Annotated in this window: 13 protein-coding genes and 2 pseudogenes; 4 read left to right on the top strand and 11 right to left on the bottom strand. The window is 60.8% G+C overall.

The features are described 5' to 3' along the window. Positions 1-391: 391 nt before the first annotated feature. Positions 392-1,048, bottom strand: coding sequence for a carbonate dehydratase (gene can, locus CINSTRO3249_RS04930; RefSeq protein ID WP_074012429.1), 657 nt, complete (start codon positions 1,046-1,048; stop codon positions 392-394). A gap of 110 nt (positions 1,049-1,158) precedes the next feature. Between can and CINSTRO3249_RS04925 the strand changes: the two genes are divergently transcribed. After that, on the top strand, positions 1,159-2,085 hold the full coding sequence (locus CINSTRO3249_RS04925) for an ABC transporter ATP-binding protein (protein ID WP_074012427.1): 927 nt from the start codon (positions 1,159-1,161) through the stop codon (positions 2,083-2,085). After that, complete coding sequence (locus CINSTRO3249_RS04920) at positions 2,082-2,852, top strand: ABC transporter permease (RefSeq protein ID WP_074012426.1); 771 nt, start codon at positions 2,082-2,084, stop codon at positions 2,850-2,852. The genes CINSTRO3249_RS04925 and CINSTRO3249_RS04920 overlap by 4 nt, the downstream gene beginning before the upstream one ends. Positions 2,853-3,143: 291 nt before the next feature. Here CINSTRO3249_RS04920 and panD read toward each other — a convergent pair whose 3' ends face one another. From panD to thpR, 9 genes and pseudogenes are all read right to left on the bottom strand, one after another. After that, complete coding sequence (panD, locus tag CINSTRO3249_RS04915; RefSeq protein WP_074012425.1) at positions 3,144-3,524, bottom strand: aspartate 1-decarboxylase; 381 nt, start codon at positions 3,522-3,524, stop codon at positions 3,144-3,146. 20 nt (positions 3,525-3,544) lie between these two features. Further along, positions 3,545-4,399 (bottom strand): pantoate--beta-alanine ligase, encoded by an 855-nt coding sequence (panC, locus tag CINSTRO3249_RS04910; RefSeq protein ID WP_074012424.1) that lies wholly within the window; start codon positions 4,397-4,399, stop codon positions 3,545-3,547. Between the two features lie 14 nt (positions 4,400-4,413). Beyond that, positions 4,414-5,135: pseudogene (locus CINSTRO3249_RS16175) on the bottom strand (3-methyl-2-oxobutanoate hydroxymethyltransferase). A 495-nt stretch (positions 5,136-5,630) separates the two neighbouring features. Then, a complete protein-coding gene (gene folK, locus CINSTRO3249_RS04895) occupies positions 5,631-6,137 on the bottom strand; it encodes a 2-amino-4-hydroxy-6-hydroxymethyldihydropteridine diphosphokinase (RefSeq protein WP_074012423.1) in 507 nt (168 codons plus the stop codon). Continuing rightward, positions 6,137-7,543 carry a polynucleotide adenylyltransferase PcnB gene (gene pcnB / locus CINSTRO3249_RS04890; protein WP_217265371.1) on the bottom strand — a complete coding sequence of 469 codons (1,407 nt, stop codon included), beginning with the start codon at positions 7,541-7,543 and terminating at the stop codon, positions 6,137-6,139. The genes folK and pcnB overlap by 1 nt, the downstream gene beginning before the upstream one ends. Before the next feature lie 99 nt (positions 7,544-7,642). Beyond that, positions 7,643-8,515 (bottom strand): tRNA glutamyl-Q(34) synthetase GluQRS, encoded by an 873-nt coding sequence (gluQRS, locus tag CINSTRO3249_RS04885; protein WP_074012421.1) that lies wholly within the window; start codon positions 8,513-8,515, stop codon positions 7,643-7,645. A gap of 82 nt (positions 8,516-8,597) precedes the next feature. Then, positions 8,598-9,053: an RNA polymerase-binding protein DksA gene (gene dksA, locus CINSTRO3249_RS04880; RefSeq protein WP_025244526.1), complete on the bottom strand. Its 456-nt coding sequence runs from the start codon at positions 9,051-9,053 to the stop codon at positions 8,598-8,600. Between the two features lie 194 nt (positions 9,054-9,247). Then, positions 9,248-9,955, bottom strand: a complete 708-nt coding sequence (gene sfsA / locus CINSTRO3249_RS04875; RefSeq protein WP_074012420.1) for a DNA/RNA nuclease SfsA — start codon at positions 9,953-9,955, stop codon at positions 9,248-9,250. 10 nt (positions 9,956-9,965) lie between these two features. Beyond that, on the bottom strand, positions 9,966-10,544 hold the full coding sequence (thpR, locus tag CINSTRO3249_RS04870) for an RNA 2',3'-cyclic phosphodiesterase (RefSeq protein WP_074012428.1): 579 nt from the start codon (positions 10,542-10,544) through the stop codon (positions 9,966-9,968). A 132-nt stretch (positions 10,545-10,676) separates the two neighbouring features. On the opposite strand from thpR, the pseudogene hrpB reads away from it, so the two are divergent. Both hrpB and mrcB read left to right on the top strand, forming a co-directional pair. Next, positions 10,677-13,002: pseudogene (hrpB, locus tag CINSTRO3249_RS04865) on the top strand (ATP-dependent helicase HrpB). Positions 13,003-13,169: 167 nt separating this feature from the next. Next, the gene (gene mrcB, locus CINSTRO3249_RS04860) at positions 13,170-15,728 is read left to right on the top strand and encodes a bifunctional glycosyl transferase/transpeptidase (RefSeq protein ID WP_074012419.1); all 2,559 of its coding nucleotides are present in this window, start codon (positions 13,170-13,172) and stop codon (positions 15,726-15,728) included. A gap of 11 nt (positions 15,729-15,739) precedes the next feature. Here mrcB and CINSTRO3249_RS04855 read toward each other — a convergent pair. After that, on the bottom strand, positions 15,740-15,986 hold a 247-nt coding region (locus CINSTRO3249_RS04855), incomplete at its 5' end, for an integrase core domain-containing protein (RefSeq protein ID WP_143146887.1).

Here is a 15,986-nt window from a genome sequence, read left to right as displayed (position 1 = left end):
TCATATGCTGTTTAACCAGCGTCTGATATCGGCGGGTAAGGCGAGAGTCAATCCCGCCAACAGATAGGTTGAAATCATTCTGCAAAGTAATAACAGGTATCACGATAAATGTGTAGATACCTATGCCCTCAGGGGAGGTCGGTTGCTTTCCCCGCCAGCAGGGCTTGTGCGGTTAAAGACCGCACGTAGCGATGGTCTATACTGTGTAAGGTCACTTGACTTCGGGGTGAAATGGCCTTGCGGCCACGGGACGAAGCGGCAAAAGATCTCAAACGACTAAGCGGACGCCGGGCGGTCAAGCGAACGCCGGGTGGTCAAGCGGACGCCGGGTGGTCAAGCGGACGCCAGGCGGCTAAAAGGACGTCCGCCGATGAAACGGACGTCGGTTGCATCAATTGCCGTAGCGCTGTAGCAGGGTGGCCATCCCCTGACGATAACGCTGTTCCAGCGTCTCGCGGCTGGTGGCGGTGATTTCCAGATCGCGGAGCAGCCCGTCGTGCAGCGCATACACCCAACCGTGAATCGTGACCTTCTGGCCCCGTTTCCAGGCAGAGCGCATGATGGTCGAGTGTCCCAGGTTATACACCTGTTCAATCACATTAATCTCGCTCAGGATATTGGCGCGATCCTCGGGATGGAGCTCGCCCAGCAGTGAGCTATGCTTGTACCACAAATCACGGATATGCAGCAGCCAGTTGTCGATAAGCCCCAGCTCGGGATTGTCAATGGCCGCCTGTATGCCGCCGCAGCCGTAATGGCCGCAAATGATAATATGCTCGACCTCCAGCACGTCGACCGCATATTGCACCACCGACAGACAATTGAGATCGGTATGGATAACCAGATTGGCGACATTGCGATGTACAAACAGCTCACCGGGCTCCAGCCCGGTCAATCTTTCCGCCGGCACGCGGCTGTCGGAACAGCCAATCCACAGAAAGCGTGGCTTTTGCGCCAGCGACAGCCGCTCAAAAAAGCCTGGATCCTCTTCATGCAGAAGCTTGGACCAATCGTGGTTGTTACTGATGAGGGTTGAGATGTCTTTCATCGATGTTAATAGCCCGTAACTGTCGTAATGCGATGCGTTAATATAGGCCAAGCGCTGGCGTTTGAACATCAGTTCCTGAAAACCGTTTAGAATAAGGTAACCCGTCACAAATGACATATGCATTGGAGTTGGAGCAGTTGACCAAGACCTACGCAGGAGGCGTACAGGCTCTGAAAGGGATCGATCTGAACGTGGAAGCCGGCGATTTCTATGCGCTGCTTGGCCCCAACGGGGCAGGAAAATCCACCACCATCGGCATTATCAGCGCTCTGGTAAACAAGAGCGCCGGTAAAGTGCGGGTGTTCGGCTACGATACCGATAAGGACATAGTCAATGCGAAACGCCAGCTGGGGCTGGTGCCGCAGGAATTTAATTTCAACCCGTTTGAAACCGTCTATCAAATCGTGGTCCACCAGGCCGGCTATTATGGCGTTGAGCGCAAGCAGGCCGCCGCCCGCGCGGAAAAATACCTACGCCAGCTGGATCTGTGGGACAAGCGCGACGAGCGCGCCCGCATGCTCTCAGGCGGCATGAAACGCCGGCTGATGATAGCCCGTGCGCTGATGCATGAGCCGAAGCTTTTGATCCTTGATGAACCCACCGCCGGCGTCGATATCGAGTTGCGCCGTTCCATGTGGGGGTTTTTACGCGATCTGAACAACAGCGGCACCACGATTATCTTAACCACCCATTACCTGGAAGAGGCGGAGATGCTTTGCCGGCATATCGGCATTATCCAACACGGCCGGCTGGTGGAAAATACCTCTATGCGTGAGCTGCTGTCAAAGCTGAAATCCGAAACCTTCATACTGGATCTGGCGGCGAAAAGCGCGCTGCCACAGCTAAACGGGTATCGTAGCCAGTTGCTTGATACCTGTACGCTGGAGGTAATGCGCGAACAGGGGCTGAATAGCCTGTTCAGTCAGCTAAGCGCACAGGGGGTACAGGTGTTGAGTATGCGCAATAAGGCCAACCGCCTGGAGGAATTATTTGTGTCGTTGGTCACGGACGGCAAAGCAAGGGGTCAACGGGCATGATGCAGCTGTATTGGGTCGCGTTTAAAAGCATATTACGTAAGGAAATCAATCGGTTCGCACGGATCTGGGTGCAAACCCTGGTGCCGCCGGTGATTACCATGACGCTCTATTTTATTATTTTCGGCAATCTCATCGGATCGCAGATTGGTGCTATGCACGGCTTTTCGTACATGCAGTTCATTGTGCCGGGCCTGATTATGATGGCGGTGATCACCAATGCCTACACCAACGTCGCGTCATCGTTCTTCAGCGCCAAGTTTCAGCGCAACATTGAAGAACTGCTGGTGGCGCCGGTGCCTACCCATGTGATCATCGCGGGGTATGTGGGCGGCGGGGTAGCGCGCGCGATTTGCGTCGGCATTCTGGTGACGGCGGTGTCGCTGTTCTTCGTGCCGCTCCAGGTCCACGCCTGGTGGATGGTGGTGCTGACGCTGATATTGACCGCGGTGTTGTTTTCGCTGGCGGGACTGCTTAATGCGGTGTTTGCCAAAAGCTTTGATGACATCAGCATTGTCCCCACCTTCGTGCTTACACCGCTGACCTATCTGGGCGGCGTGTTTTATTCGCTAACGCTGCTGCCGCCGTTCTGGCAGGTGGTGTCGCGCTTGAACCCGGTGGTGTATATGATTAGCGGCTTCCGCTATGGCTTCCTGGGTATCAGCGACGTGCCGCTGGCGCTTACGCTTGCGGTGCTGGTGGCTTTTATCGTGGCGTTTTATCTGTTGTGCTGGACGCTTATCCAGCGCGGACGCGGCTTGCGCACCTGACCTGACGGGCGGCGCCAGCGCCGCGCCGAGGTGGCGTGTTGCGGCTTAAGCCTGTTTCAGCCCATGCTGGCCGGTTGGGCCGACACAAAAGGGCAGGGGCGCGGGGGTAAATACACCCGCAGGCAGCCGGTGCCAGAATTCAGGCAGGCTCTCCCTGTGGCCGCTGGCGCGCCCGACGTCGGCGGTTAAAGCCCCGCGCCCCTCGGGCGCCAGACGAAGGCAGGCTCTCCCTGGGGCTTCTGACGTGCGGTACGCCGGCGGTGAAAACCGGCGGCCATTGGCGCGGGAGACTCAGGCCATCTGCACCGGCAGCGCCTTGGCGGTACGCTGCAGCCGATTATGCTCGTCGAAATAGGCCACCCGCGGCGCATGATGCCGCGCCTCTTCGTCCGGCATTTGCACATAGGCGCAAATAATCAGTAAATCGCCGACGCAGGCGCAGCGCGCGGCCGCGCCGTTGACCGAGATAATGCGCGAGCCGCGCTCGGCGGCAATCGCGTAGGTGGAGAAACGCTGACCGTTGTCGACGTTATAAATATCAATCGCTTCATACTCCAGGATCCCCGCCGCATCCAGAAAATCCTGATCGATAGCGCAGGAACCTTCGTAATGGAGATCCGCCTGGGTGACGTGCACCCGGTGTAGCTTGCCTCGTAACATCGTGCGTTGCATGAGCTTAAGCCTTCTAACCGTTATGAAATGAGATCCACTTGCGCATTATCAATCAGCCGGGCTTTACCCAGCCAGGCGGTGAATAACACCACCGCCCGCCGACTGTCAACCGTCAGCGGTTGCAGGGTTTGCGCGTCGCGAATGACCAGCGTGTCCGGCCTGAGGCCGGCCTGAAGCAGTTGTTCCGTCGCTGTGGTCAGCAACCCGTCGATGTGGCGTTCGCCTTCGCGCAACTGCGCCACCAGCCGCATGAGCACTTGATTGAGCTGCGGCGCCAGACGGCGCTCCTCGGCGCTTAAATAACCGTTGCGCGAACTGAGCGCCAGACCATCGGCGGCGCGCACCGTCGGTACGCCGATAATCTCGATATCATAGCTCATGTCGCGCACCAGTTGACGGATAAGCGCCAGTTGCTGAAAGTCCTTTTCGCCGAAGCAGGCCACGTCCGGCTGAACCAGATTAAACAGCTTGCTGACAATAGTGGCGACGCCGCGGAAGTGGCCCGGCCGGCTTTCGCCCTCCAGAATATTGGTGAACCGGGGCACATCGACAAAGGTCTGACTGGCGAGACCGTCGGGGTAAATTACCGCCGTCGCCGGCGCGAACACCATGTCCACGCCGCGCCTGGTGAGCTGTTCACAGTCTTCTTGCAGCGTGCGCGGGTAGGCCGCCAAGTCTTCCGGCCGGTCGAACTGCATCGGGTTGACGAACACACTGACCACGACTTTGTCTGCGCGGGCGCGCCCGGCGTCAATCAGCGCCATATGGCCTTCGTGCAAATTGCCCATGGTCGGCACCAGGGCGATACGCTTATGCTCCTGACGCCACTGTTTAACCGTCTGACGCAGCGTCGGCGGCGTTTCGATAATCAGCACGTGAGTCTCCTTCATCAGTGAAAGCTATGTTCGGCCGCGGGAAACTGGCCGGTTTCCACCTCTTGCACGTAGCGGCGCACGGCGGCGGCAATGTCCCCGCCCGCCGCCAGAAAATCTTTGGCGAAGGAGGGTGCGCTATCGCCGGTGATGCCCAGCGCATCCTGCATGACCAGGATCTGGCCGTCGGTCACGGCGCCGGCGCCAATGCCGATAACCGGAATGTTCAGCTCATGCGTTACGCGTTCCGCCAGCGCGACCGGTACGCATTCCAGCACCAGCAACTGAGCGCCGGCCTGTTCCAGCGCCCGTGCGTCGGCCAGCAGCTGATCTGCGCCGGCCGCGTCGCGCCCTTGAATTTTATAGCCGCCGAAGATGTTCACCGATTGCGGGGTCAGGCCAAGATGGCCGCAGACGGGTACCGCCCGCGCGCATCAGCGCCGCCGCATTGTCATAAGCCTGAGCCGGCGTCGCGTAGCTCATGAATGGCAGATCGTCCAGCAGCAGGCACGAGGGCGCGCCGCGCCGCACGCAGCGGGTATGATAAACCATATCCTCCAGGGTGACCGGCAGCGTCGAGTCATGGCCCTGCATGGTCATGCCCAGAGAATCGCCCACCAGCATCACCGTTAATCCCCTGTTCGGCGAACAGGCGGGCAAATGCGGCGTCGTAAGCGGTAATGGAGGCGAATTTGCGCTGTTGCTGTTTCCATTTGCGCAAATGAGAAATCGTGGTCATGGTTTACAACCTCTGTGCCGCGGGAGCGTCCGCTGTCAGCTTTAAGAATGGCGGCTTATTTTAATGGAAGCTTTGCCGGGGGTATAGCGTTTATCGCACAAAACAAGGGGGACATTGACCTGGTCCCATCGCGGGCGCTTTTACGCTGTCGGTCAAAGAGAACGTGGGGGTGGCCCGAACAGGCATCTTTGTGCTGAACCCCGGAGGCCGGCGCGAACCTGCGTCCTTGGCATCCACGCCGGAGGCCGGCGCGAACCTGCGTCCTTGGCATCCACCCCGGAGGCCGGCGCGAGCCTGCGTCCTTGGCACCCACCCCGGAGGCCGGCGCGAACCTGCGTCCTTGGCACCCACCCGGGAGGCCGGCGCCAATCTGCACACCCGGTGACCGGCTAGTGAGGGCGGGGCGCGACATGATCTTTGGCAGCAGACGAGAGAAAGTAGAGCACGCCGCATGGGCGTCGCTGTGGCATGGCGTAAGCGGAGGGGCGGCGGCGCTTAGCCTTGGCGGTAGCGGTGTTCTTCATCCCAATAGGTGAGGCCGTTGCGCGGCACCTGACGCAGGCGTTCGGCCAGCGGCCCGCCGTTGGGAAATTGCAGCTCCGGCGCCAGTTCCGCAAGGGGATAGAGCATAAACTCGCGGTTGTGCATGTCGTAATGCGGCACCGTCAGGCGCGGGGTAGCGATAATGCGCTCACCGAACAGCAAAATGTCCAGATCCAGCGTGCGTGGCCCAAAGCGATGCGCCTTGCGCGTCCGTCCCTGGCGCAATTCGATCGCCTGGGTGTGATCGAGCAGCGTTTCCGGCGTCAGGGTGGTGTCCAACGCCACCACGGCGTTGAGGAAATCGGGCTGATCCTGCGGGCCCAGCGGGCGGCTGCGATAATAGGAGGAGCAGGCGACCAGCCGGGTTTGCGGCAGGTTGTCCAGCGCGTCGAGGGCGGCGCTCACCTGCCGTAAGGGTTCGGACAGATTACTGCCCAGAGCCAGCCAGACGCGCTCCATCAGGCGCTGTCGCGATTGGGCGCCCGACGGCGCGGACGGCGCGGGCGAGCGCGGCTCGGACCGTCATCGCCGAGCGTGGTTAGCATGTTCTTTTGTCGCGGCGGCGCGGCGACCTGAAATTCCCCCCACCAGCGGCTGAGCCGCTGTAGTTCGGCGTTGTTTTCAACCTCGGCGCGCAGCGTCAGCAAATCATAGGCAGCCCGGAACTTGGGATGTTCCATCAGCTTATGGGCGCGCTTGCCCTGGCGGCGCGATAACCGCAGCTGCAGTTGCCACATATCCCGCATCAGGGCGGTTAAACGTTTCGGGATGGCCAGGGTCCGACATTGTTCATCGAGGATATCGTTCATCGCCAGCGAAAACGCGTCGAAATAGGACAGGCCGCTCTCCTGGGTCAGTTTTTGCGCATGCTCCAACAGCGGATACCACAGCATGGCGGCGAACAAGAAGGCCGGATTGACCCGCATATCGTTGCGCAAACGCTGATCGGTGTTGGCCAGTACGCGGGTCACCATCTGCTCCATGTAGCTGTCGCCGTGCTCGGTAAAGTTACGGCTTATGAGCGGAAACAGCGGCTGGAACAACTGGTATTCGCACAGCAGGCGGTAAGTGGCTTCACCGTAACCCGCCTGCAGCAGTTTGAGCGCCTCTTCAAACATTCGCGCCGGCGGAATGTCATGTAACAACGCCGCCAGACGGGGAATCGGTTCGGCGGTTTCACGGCTGATAGTCATATCCAGCTTGGCGGCAAAGCGCACCGCGCGCAGCATGCGTACCGGATCTTCCCGGTAGCGGGTTTCCGGATCGCCAATCAGGCGAATGGTGCCTTCCTGTAAATCTTTGAGCCCGCCGGTAAAGTCGCGCAGGGTGAAATCGGCCACGCTGTAATAGAGACTGTTCACGGAAAAGTCGCGACGCTGGGCGTCTTCTTCAATGGAACCGAAAATATTATCGCGCAGCAGCATACCGTTTTGCCCGGTCAGGGCCGCCCCCGCCCCCGTCGCGCCTTGTTCCGGCTCCAGCGCTTGATGATGACCGCGGAAGGTGGCGACTTCGATAATTTCGGGCCCGAACATGACGTGAGCCAGCCGGAAACGGCGGCCGACCAGACGGCAGTTACGGAACAGTTTACGCATCTGCTCCGGGGTCGCGCTGGTGGTGATATCGAAGTCCTTGGGCTTTTTACCCAGCAGCAGATCGCGCACGCCGCCGCCGACCAGGTAGCCTTCGTATCCCGCTTTGTTCAGGCGATAAAGGACCTTTAGTGCGTTTTCACTGATCTCTTTACGGGAGATGGTGTGCTGGTCGCGCGGGATAATCGTCAAAGGGCGTCTATCCTCGGGTGCCGTTTCCACGCTTTCACGATTGAGCACCTTACGGCAGAAGTTGGCTACTCGGGTAAAAATAGTACACCTCAATAGTAACAAATAAACAGGAACTACCTAAAATCGCGGCTAATAATAGCTCACCCCGCTAAGTTTGAGAATGGGCGGGTGCGTTGTCCCTTACGGGGCGGGCGTGGCCGGCACGGCGTCAAGTCGCCAGTGGTCCACCGCCCAGTTTAACATATACTCAGGGCGCATAGCGCGCCATTGCGGCGCTAGCGGCTGATTTAACAACCCGAGCGCCTGCGCCAGCAGCGGCCGGGGATCGCCCATCGGCAGCGCCGGCGCATGATTTTGTTTCGATAATTTCAGCCCCGACGACGACAGCGCCAACGGCAGATGAATATAATCAGGTTCTTTATAACCTAATTGACGATAGAGCGCCAACTGGCGCACCGTGGGCGCAATGAGATCGGCGCCGCGCACCACCTCCGTGACGCCGATGGCGGCATCATCAACTACCACCGCCAGGTTATAGGCGAACAGCCCATCGCGGCGGCGGATGATAAAATCTTCCTGCGCCAGCGCCGGGCTGGCATCGATGCGGCCGCGCAATTTATCATGGAAATGGAATACCGGCGCGGTTTGCCGCAGGCGGATGGCCGCACCGGCGGCGCTAAGGTGGCGATCGCGGCAATGGCCGTCGTAGAGACCGCCCAGGCTCTGGATACGGCTGCGGGTGCAATCGCAATAATAACTGAGGCCGCGCCGGTGCAGCGTCGCCAGCGCGGCCAAATATGCCTCATGCCGCTGCGACTGATACATGACCGGCCCGTCCCAGTGCAGGCCATAATGGCGTAACTGACGCAGCAGGGTATCGGCGGCGCCGGGGACTTCCCGTGGCGGGTCGATATCTTCGATGCGCACCCGCCACGGGCCGCGACAGGCGCGCGCCTGCAAATAGCTGCCCAGGGCAGCGACGAGAGAACCGAAATGAAGCGCGCCGGAAGGCGACGGAGCGAAGCGTCCGATGTAGGGGACTGAGGCTGGCATGATGGTGATGAAGGTGTGGCCGAGCAGCTACCGCGATGTCATGATTTTCCATCACCGACACCGCAGTAAACCGGGCTCACTCTTACCCTGCCATCTGCTTTTCGCGAATTTCAGCCAGGGTTTTGCAGTCGATGCACAAATCGGCGGTCGGCCGCGCTTCCAGGCGGCGAATGCCGATTTCCACGCCACAGGATTCGCAGAAGCCGAAATCATTGTCTTCTACTTTCTTGAGGGTTTTCTCGATTTTCTTGATAAGTTTACGCTCCCGGTCACGGTTGCGCAGCTCAAGGCTGAACTCTTCTTCCTGTGCGGCACGGTCTACCGGATCGGGGAAGTTGGCGGCCTCATCCTGCATATGTGAGACGGTACGCCCGACTTCATCTCTGAGCTGATTACGCCATGCTTCCAGAATGCGCTTGAAATGCAGAAGCTGGGCTTCATTCATGTACTCTTCACCAGGCTTTTGCTGGTATGGTTCCACCCCGGCGATGGCGAGAATGCTCAAGGAGGATGTCTTACGGTTTTGCCCTTCTTGCATGGTGCTTCTCCTTCTAACACGCACTAGCGATCCCCAACGTGGGGAAAAAACAGGCCGCTATAAATAGCAGATGACGTTAAGGTTGGCAATTATTCCTAACGCCTACTTGACAAGGGTGTCAGGGAAGGCGTATTTGGCGCCACGGTAAACTTTGGAAATCTGACGCATTTTACGCCATTTTGCCGTTAACCGCTCTATGAAATAATTATCGGCAGCGGAGAGTGAACTCGCATGCCGTGCCGGGATAATTGACAACCATAGCACAGGACTTCTACGCCATAATGCTGAGCCTGTAATACCAGATCGGCATAGTGGGGGTCAATGTGGCGGGCCGGCGACACCCGGTCGATACCCGAATGCAGCACGGCGAAAAACAGCACCGCACGATACCCCCTTTCCGCCATTGCCTGTAATTCTCGTAAATGTTTTTGTCCGCGCAGCGTGACCGCATCCGGGAAATAACCCGACTGGTGTTGCAATAGCGTCACGGATTTCACCTCAATATAGCAGTCCGCGCGATCTTCTGCCGATAATAACCAATCTATCCTGCTGTTCTCTGCGCCATATCGCACTTCGCCGCGAAGCTGGGCATATCCCGCCAGCTCGGGAATCGTTCCGGCGCGGAGCGCTTCGCCAACCAACGTATTGGCGCGCAGCGTATTGACCCCTATCCATTGACCGCTGGCGGTCTCAGTTAGTTCCCAACTATGGGGATAACGGCGTTTGCGGTTATCCGAGGTGGAATACCACACGGTATCCCCAGGGGTAGCGCAGCCGGTCATGGCGCCGGTGTTGGGGCAGTGGAGGGTTAATGCGTCGCCGTCAGGGGTGATGACATCGGCAAGAAAACGTTTATAGCGTTGTATCAGCCGGGCGGGTTTGAGGGCAGGCTCGAATTGCATAGGGTGTTCCTTACTGTGGACCATCGCGATGGAGGGGCCAGTCCTGCAACAGCGTATAGCGTACGCGACTGTTGTCAAACGCCGATAGCCAGAGACCGAATCGGCTTACGTCGGCCGTCCAACCCGGCGTATCCGGCGGCAGCGCTACCGGTTTGGTCGCCTGTCGCCAAAGAGAGATATGCGGGTGAAACGGCAGCGAATTTTGATGGCAACCGTTACGGGCCGCCCGGTCACGCAGCCATTCCGCCAGTTGCAGCAGCTCGCGCGGCGCGCGACTGCAGCCGAGCCACACGACGCCTGCGCCCGGCCAATGGCCGCAATCATCCAGACGCAGTGTGAAGGGCCGCTGCCGCAAACGACCGGCGGCGGCGCGTAGCGCCCGCTCCTGCGCGGCGCCGACGTTGCCTAAAAAGGCCAGCGTCAGATGCAGATTGTCCTGCGCAACCGGCCGGCCGGTTTCGGCGGGAAACTGCGCAGCGCGCCAGTCCACCATCTGACGGCGCAGCGCGGGCGGCAGCGTCAGGGCGAAAAACAACCGGCGCGGCGCGCTGGAGGCTTCGCCGGGCCGGCGGGTGTGCGGTGCGGGCATAAACGGGTTCTTCATCAAGCGGCGGCGTCCCTGATGGCGTTAACGGCGTCAGAGGCGGAACCGATCATTGTTCCAGGATGCAGCGATGCTACAATGCCTGCCCTGGAATGTTAACCTTTTCGCGGAGATGTTGTGGCGTTATTACCGGTCAGTGCCGTGGTTGACGAAGTACTCGCCGCCTTGCAAAGCGCCGCGCAGGTCATGCTGCACGCGCCAACCGGCGCCGGTAAATCGACCTGGCTGCCGCTGGAGATTCTGCGCCGCGGTGGCCTGGCGGGAAAAGTGGTGATGCTGGAGCCTCGGCGGCTGGCGGAGCAACTGGGCGAGCGCCCGGGCCAGACGGTCGGCTATCGGATGCGCAATGAGAGTCGTTGCGGCCCGATGACCCGGCTGGAGGTAGTCACCGAGGGCATTTTGACCCGTCAACTGCAACAGGACCCGACGCTCGATGGCGTCTCCCTGGTGATCCTGGATGAATTTCACGAGCGCAGCCTGCAGGCGGATCTGGCGCTGGCGTTATTGCTGGATGTGCAGCGCGGCCTGCGTGACGATCTGGTGGTGCTGATCATGTCCGCGACCCTGGATGACCGCCGGCTGAGTCAACTGTTGCCTGAGGCGCCGGTGATCCGCTCCGCAGGGCGCAGCTATCCGGTGGAGCGGCGCTATCAGGCGCTGCCGGCCCAGACGCGACCGGAGGAGGCGACAGCCGGCGCGGTGCAGCAACTCCTGCGGCAACAGCCCGGTTCGCTGCTGCTGTTTCTGCCCGGCGTGGCGGAAATCAAGCGGGTGCAGGGGCTGCTCGGCGAGCGTGTGGCGGCGGACGTCTTACTGTGCCCGCTGTACGGCGCGCTGTCTCTGGAGGCGCAGCAGCGCGCCATCCAACCCGCCCCTGCGGGCCGTCGCAAAGTGGTGCTGGCCACCAATATCGCCGAAACCAGCCTGACCATCGAGGGCATTCGCCTGGTGGTGGACAGCGGTCTGGAGCGAGTGGCGGAGTTCGACCCGCGCAGCGGGCTATCGCGTCTGATTACCCGGCGCATCAGTCAGGCGTCGATGGCGCAGCGCGCGGGGCGGGCCGGGCGGCTGTCTGCGGGCGTATGTCTGCATCTGTTCAGCCAGGAGCAGGGCGCGCGCGCGCCGGAGCATCACGCGCCGGAAATCACCTATGCCGATTTGGCCCCCCTCTGGCTGGAACTGCTGCAATGGGGCGTGCGCGAGAGCGGGCAACTGACCTGGCTGGATGCTCCGCCGGCGCCGGCGCTGGCGGCGGCGGTCGACAACCTGACCGGGCTGGGGGCCATCGACGCCCGCCAGAACCTGACGCCCGCCGGCCGCGCTGCTGGCGGCCATGATCGAGGAGCCGCCCAAGAGCGGCTCGCCGGATATCCGTGACCATTTCCACCGCCCGTTGCCGCACTGGACGGCGCGCGCGCGTCAGTTGCGTAGTCGACGTGGAGGCGGCGAGGGACGGCCGGACCTCGATCTGGCCCCTTTGCTGCTGGCCTGGGGCTTTCGCGATCGCATCGCCCGCCGCCGCGATGCCGAGGGACGTTACCAGCTTGCCAGCGGCGCCGGGGCGGCGCTGGCGCCGGATGACGCGTTGAGCGCGCAGGAGTGGCTGATAGCGCCCGGTCTGCTGCAGCTCAGCCAGAGCCCGGACGCCCGTATTCGTCTGGCGCTGCCGCTGGACATCGTCAGGCTGGCCGCCGCCCGGCCCGCCTGGTTCAGCCGCAGCACCGCCATGCACTGGGATCAGGACAAAGGCAGCCTGCGGGTAGTTCAGCGCGAACGCTTGGGGCGCCTGGTGTTGCGCGAGCAACCGCAAGCCCGGCCATCGGATGCGGTTATGGCGCAGGCGTTGCTCGACTGGATTGAAGAACAAGGGCTGGGCGTGCTGACCTGGGAGCGTGAGGCCATCCAACTGCGCCAGCGTCTGCTGTGCGCCGCTGAATGGCTGCCGGAGGCCGGCTGGCCGGCGGTAGACGATCACGCGCTACTCGCCGCGCTGCCCCGCTGGCTGCTGCCGTCGCTGACCGGGGTGCGCGACGCGCGCGGCCTTGCCCGCGTCAATCTCGCCGAGGCGTTGCTGCGGCTGCTTGACTGGCCATTGCGACAACGGCTGGATAGTCAGCTCCCCAGCCACTACACTGTGCCCACCGGCAGCCGTCTGCCGCTGCGTTATCAGCAGGGCGAGCCGCCGGTGCTGGCGGTACGCATGCAGGAGATGTTCGGCGAGCAGCAGACGCCGTGTGTGGCGCAAGGGCGGGTGGCGGTGGTCCTGGAGCTGCTGTCGCCCGCCCACCGGCCGCTGCAGATCACCCGTGATTTGGCGGCTTTTTGGCGCGGCGCCTATCGCGAAGTGCAAAAAGAGATGAAAGGGCGCTATCCAAAACATCCCTGGCCGGACGATCCGGCGCAGGCGCTGCCCACCCGGCGCACCCGTAATAAAACGCAATAACGGGAAATCCACCCGGCGCACTCGTAATAAAACGCAATAACGGGAAATTCACCCGGCGCGCCCGTAAGATGCAATAACGGGAAATTCAGAGGTTTCCGCTTCCGGCCCGGCCGGGGCGGGAACAAAGTAGACGGTTTAGCCGTCGGCAGTTGGGAGAGTAATAAACGATGTCTGGGGATGACCGTGAACCTATCGGACGTCATGGACGACCGTCAGGCCGCAAGGCTCCGCGTAAGGCTGCACCGCGCCGCCGGCGGGATGATGATTATGATGATGATGACCGCTGGCAGGATGATGACGAAGACGAAGAGAAGTACCTGATGCCGCCACGTAAGGGAAGGGGAGGCGCGCCGCGGAAAAAACGCCGGCTGCTGGGCTGGCTTATTCGCCTCCTGCTGTTGCTGGCGGTGGTTATCGCGATCTATGGCGTCTATTTGGATGCGCAGGTCGGTCAACGCATTGATGGCAAAGTCTGGCAACTGCCGGCGGCGGTCTATGGCCGCATGGTGAGCCTGGAGCCAGGGATGTCCTACAGCCGTAGCGACATGGCGACGCTGCTGGAAGGCATGCAGTATCGTGAGGTGTCGCGCATTACCCGGCCGGGCGAATTCACCGTACGCGGCAACAGCATTGAGCTGCTGCGCCGGCCGTTCGATTTCCCGGACGGCAAAGAGGGCCAGATCCACGCCCGCATGACCTTTGCCAAAAACCAGCTGCTGGAAATTAAAAACCAGGACACCGGGCGCAATTTTGGTTTCTTCCGCCTCGATCCGCGGTTGATTACCATGTTGCAATCGCCAAAGGGTGAGCAGCGGCTGTTCGTGCCGCGCGCCGGTTTCCCGGATCTGCTGGTGGATACCCTGATCGCCACCGAGGACCGGCATTTCTACCAGCATGACGGTATCAGCCTCTCCTCCATCGGCCGCGCCTTCCTGGCCAATATCACCGCCGGACGCGCGGTGCAGGGCGGCAGCACGCTAACGCAGCAGTTGGTGAAAAATCTGTTTTTGACCAATGAACGCTCGCTGTGGCGTAAGGCCAATGAAGCCTATATGGCGCTGATCGTTGATTATCGTTACAGCAAGGATCGCATCCTGGAGCTGTACCTGAACGAGGTGTATCTCGGCCAGAGCGGTAGCGATCAAATTCGCGGCTTCCCGTTGGCCAGCCTGTATTATTTCGGCCGGCCGGTGGACGAGCTCAGTCTCGATCAGCAGGCGATGCTGGTGGGGATGGTGAAAGGGGCCTCGCTGTATAATCCCTGGCGTAATCCCAAACTGGCGCTGGAACGGCGCAATTTGGTGCTGAAACTGTTGGATAACCAACAGGTTATCGACGGCGAGCTGTACAACATGCTGAGCGCCCGCCCGCTGGGGGTACAGCCGCGCGGCGGGGTATTGACGCCCCAGCCGGCCTTCATGCAAATGGTGCGCGAAGAGCTGCAAAGCAAGCTGGGGGATAAAATTAACGATCTGTCCGGCGTCAAGATTTTTACCACGCTGGATCCGCTATCGCAGGATGCGGCAGAAAAAGCGGTCGAAGTCGGCGTCCCCGCCCTGCGCGCCGGCCGTGGCGTGAAGGATCTGGAGGCCGCCATGGTGGTGGTCGACCGGTTCAGCGGCGAAGTGCGCGCCATGGTCGGTGGCGCGGAGCCGCAGTTTGCCGGTTTCAATCGCGCGATGCAGGCGCGGCGTTCGGTGGGATCGCTGGCGAAACCGGCCACCTATCTGACCGCCCTGAGCGAGCCGGATAAATACCGGCTCAACACCTGGATAGCCGATGAGCCGCTTACCCTGAAGCAGCCGAACGGCAGCCTGTGGTCGCCCAAAAACTATGATCGGCAATTCCGCGGCAAGGTCATGCTGGTGGATGCCTTGACCAATTCGCTTAACGTGCCAACCGTCAACCTCGGTCTGTCGGTGGGGCTTGATCGTATTACCGCCACCCTGGTGAAGCTGGGCATCCCCTCTTCGGTATTAAACCCGGTGCCGTCGATGCTGCTTGGCGCTATAAGCCTGACGCCAATGGAAGTGGCGCAGGAATTTCAGACCATCGCCAGCGGCGGCAACCACGCCACGCTGTCGGCGGTGCGATCGGTGATCGGGGAGGACGGTGCCGTGCTGTACCAAAGCTTCCCCCAGGCCGAGCGGGTGGTGCCCGCCCAGGCGGCGTATCTGACGCTGTATGCGATGCAGCAGGTTGTGGTGCGCGGCACATCGCGCTCGCTGTCGGTGAAATTCCCGTCTTCACATCTGGCGGCGAAAACCGGGACCACCAATGATTTGCGCGATAGCTGGTTCGCCGGTATTGACGGCAAAGAGGTCTCCATCGCCTGGGTCGGCCGCGATAATAACGGTCCCGCCAAGTTGACCGGCGCCAACGGCGCATTGACGCTGTATCGCCGTTATCTGGAAAACCAGGCGCCGTTGACGCTGAACTTGACGCCGCCGGAGGGTATCAGTCAGATGTCCATCGACTACGCGGGGAATTTTGTCTGCAACGGCGGTAGCGCGATGCGCACATTGCCGGTGTGGACCGACGACCCGCAGTCGCTGTGCCAGCCGGCCCAGACGCAGGTGCAACAGCAGTCTGACGCCGCCGCGCCGGCGGGACAGCCGCAGCAAAACCCGCCGTCGCAGGATGAACAAAAAGACAGTAACGGTGTGGCGAACTGGATCCGGGAAATGTTCGGTAAATTGAATAACCCCGAGTTTATTAGAGAGTAATTTTGGCAATACTACGCCGCTTCCTCTGATGCTAATTGCAAAGCGTAATAGTTCATTTCGGCTTCAGTAGGAGGGATGTAACCCAGCCGCCCGAGCAGCCTTCTGTTGTTGTACCAGTCCACCCAGTCCACCCAGTCCACCCAGTCCAGCGTGGCCAACTCCACTTCCGTCCGGTTTTTCCAGCTCCCGCGGTGGATAACCTCCGTTTTGTACAACCCGTTGATACTCTCTGCCATCGCATTATCGTAGGAGTCGCCG

This window comes from Candidatus Sodalis sp. SoCistrobi, assembly GCF_900143145.1.
Taxonomy (GTDB): Bacteria; Pseudomonadota; Gammaproteobacteria; order Enterobacterales; family Enterobacteriaceae; genus SoCistrobi.
Note: the sequence above shows the minus strand (reverse complement) of the source record. Positions and strands in the feature narration are given on the sequence as shown.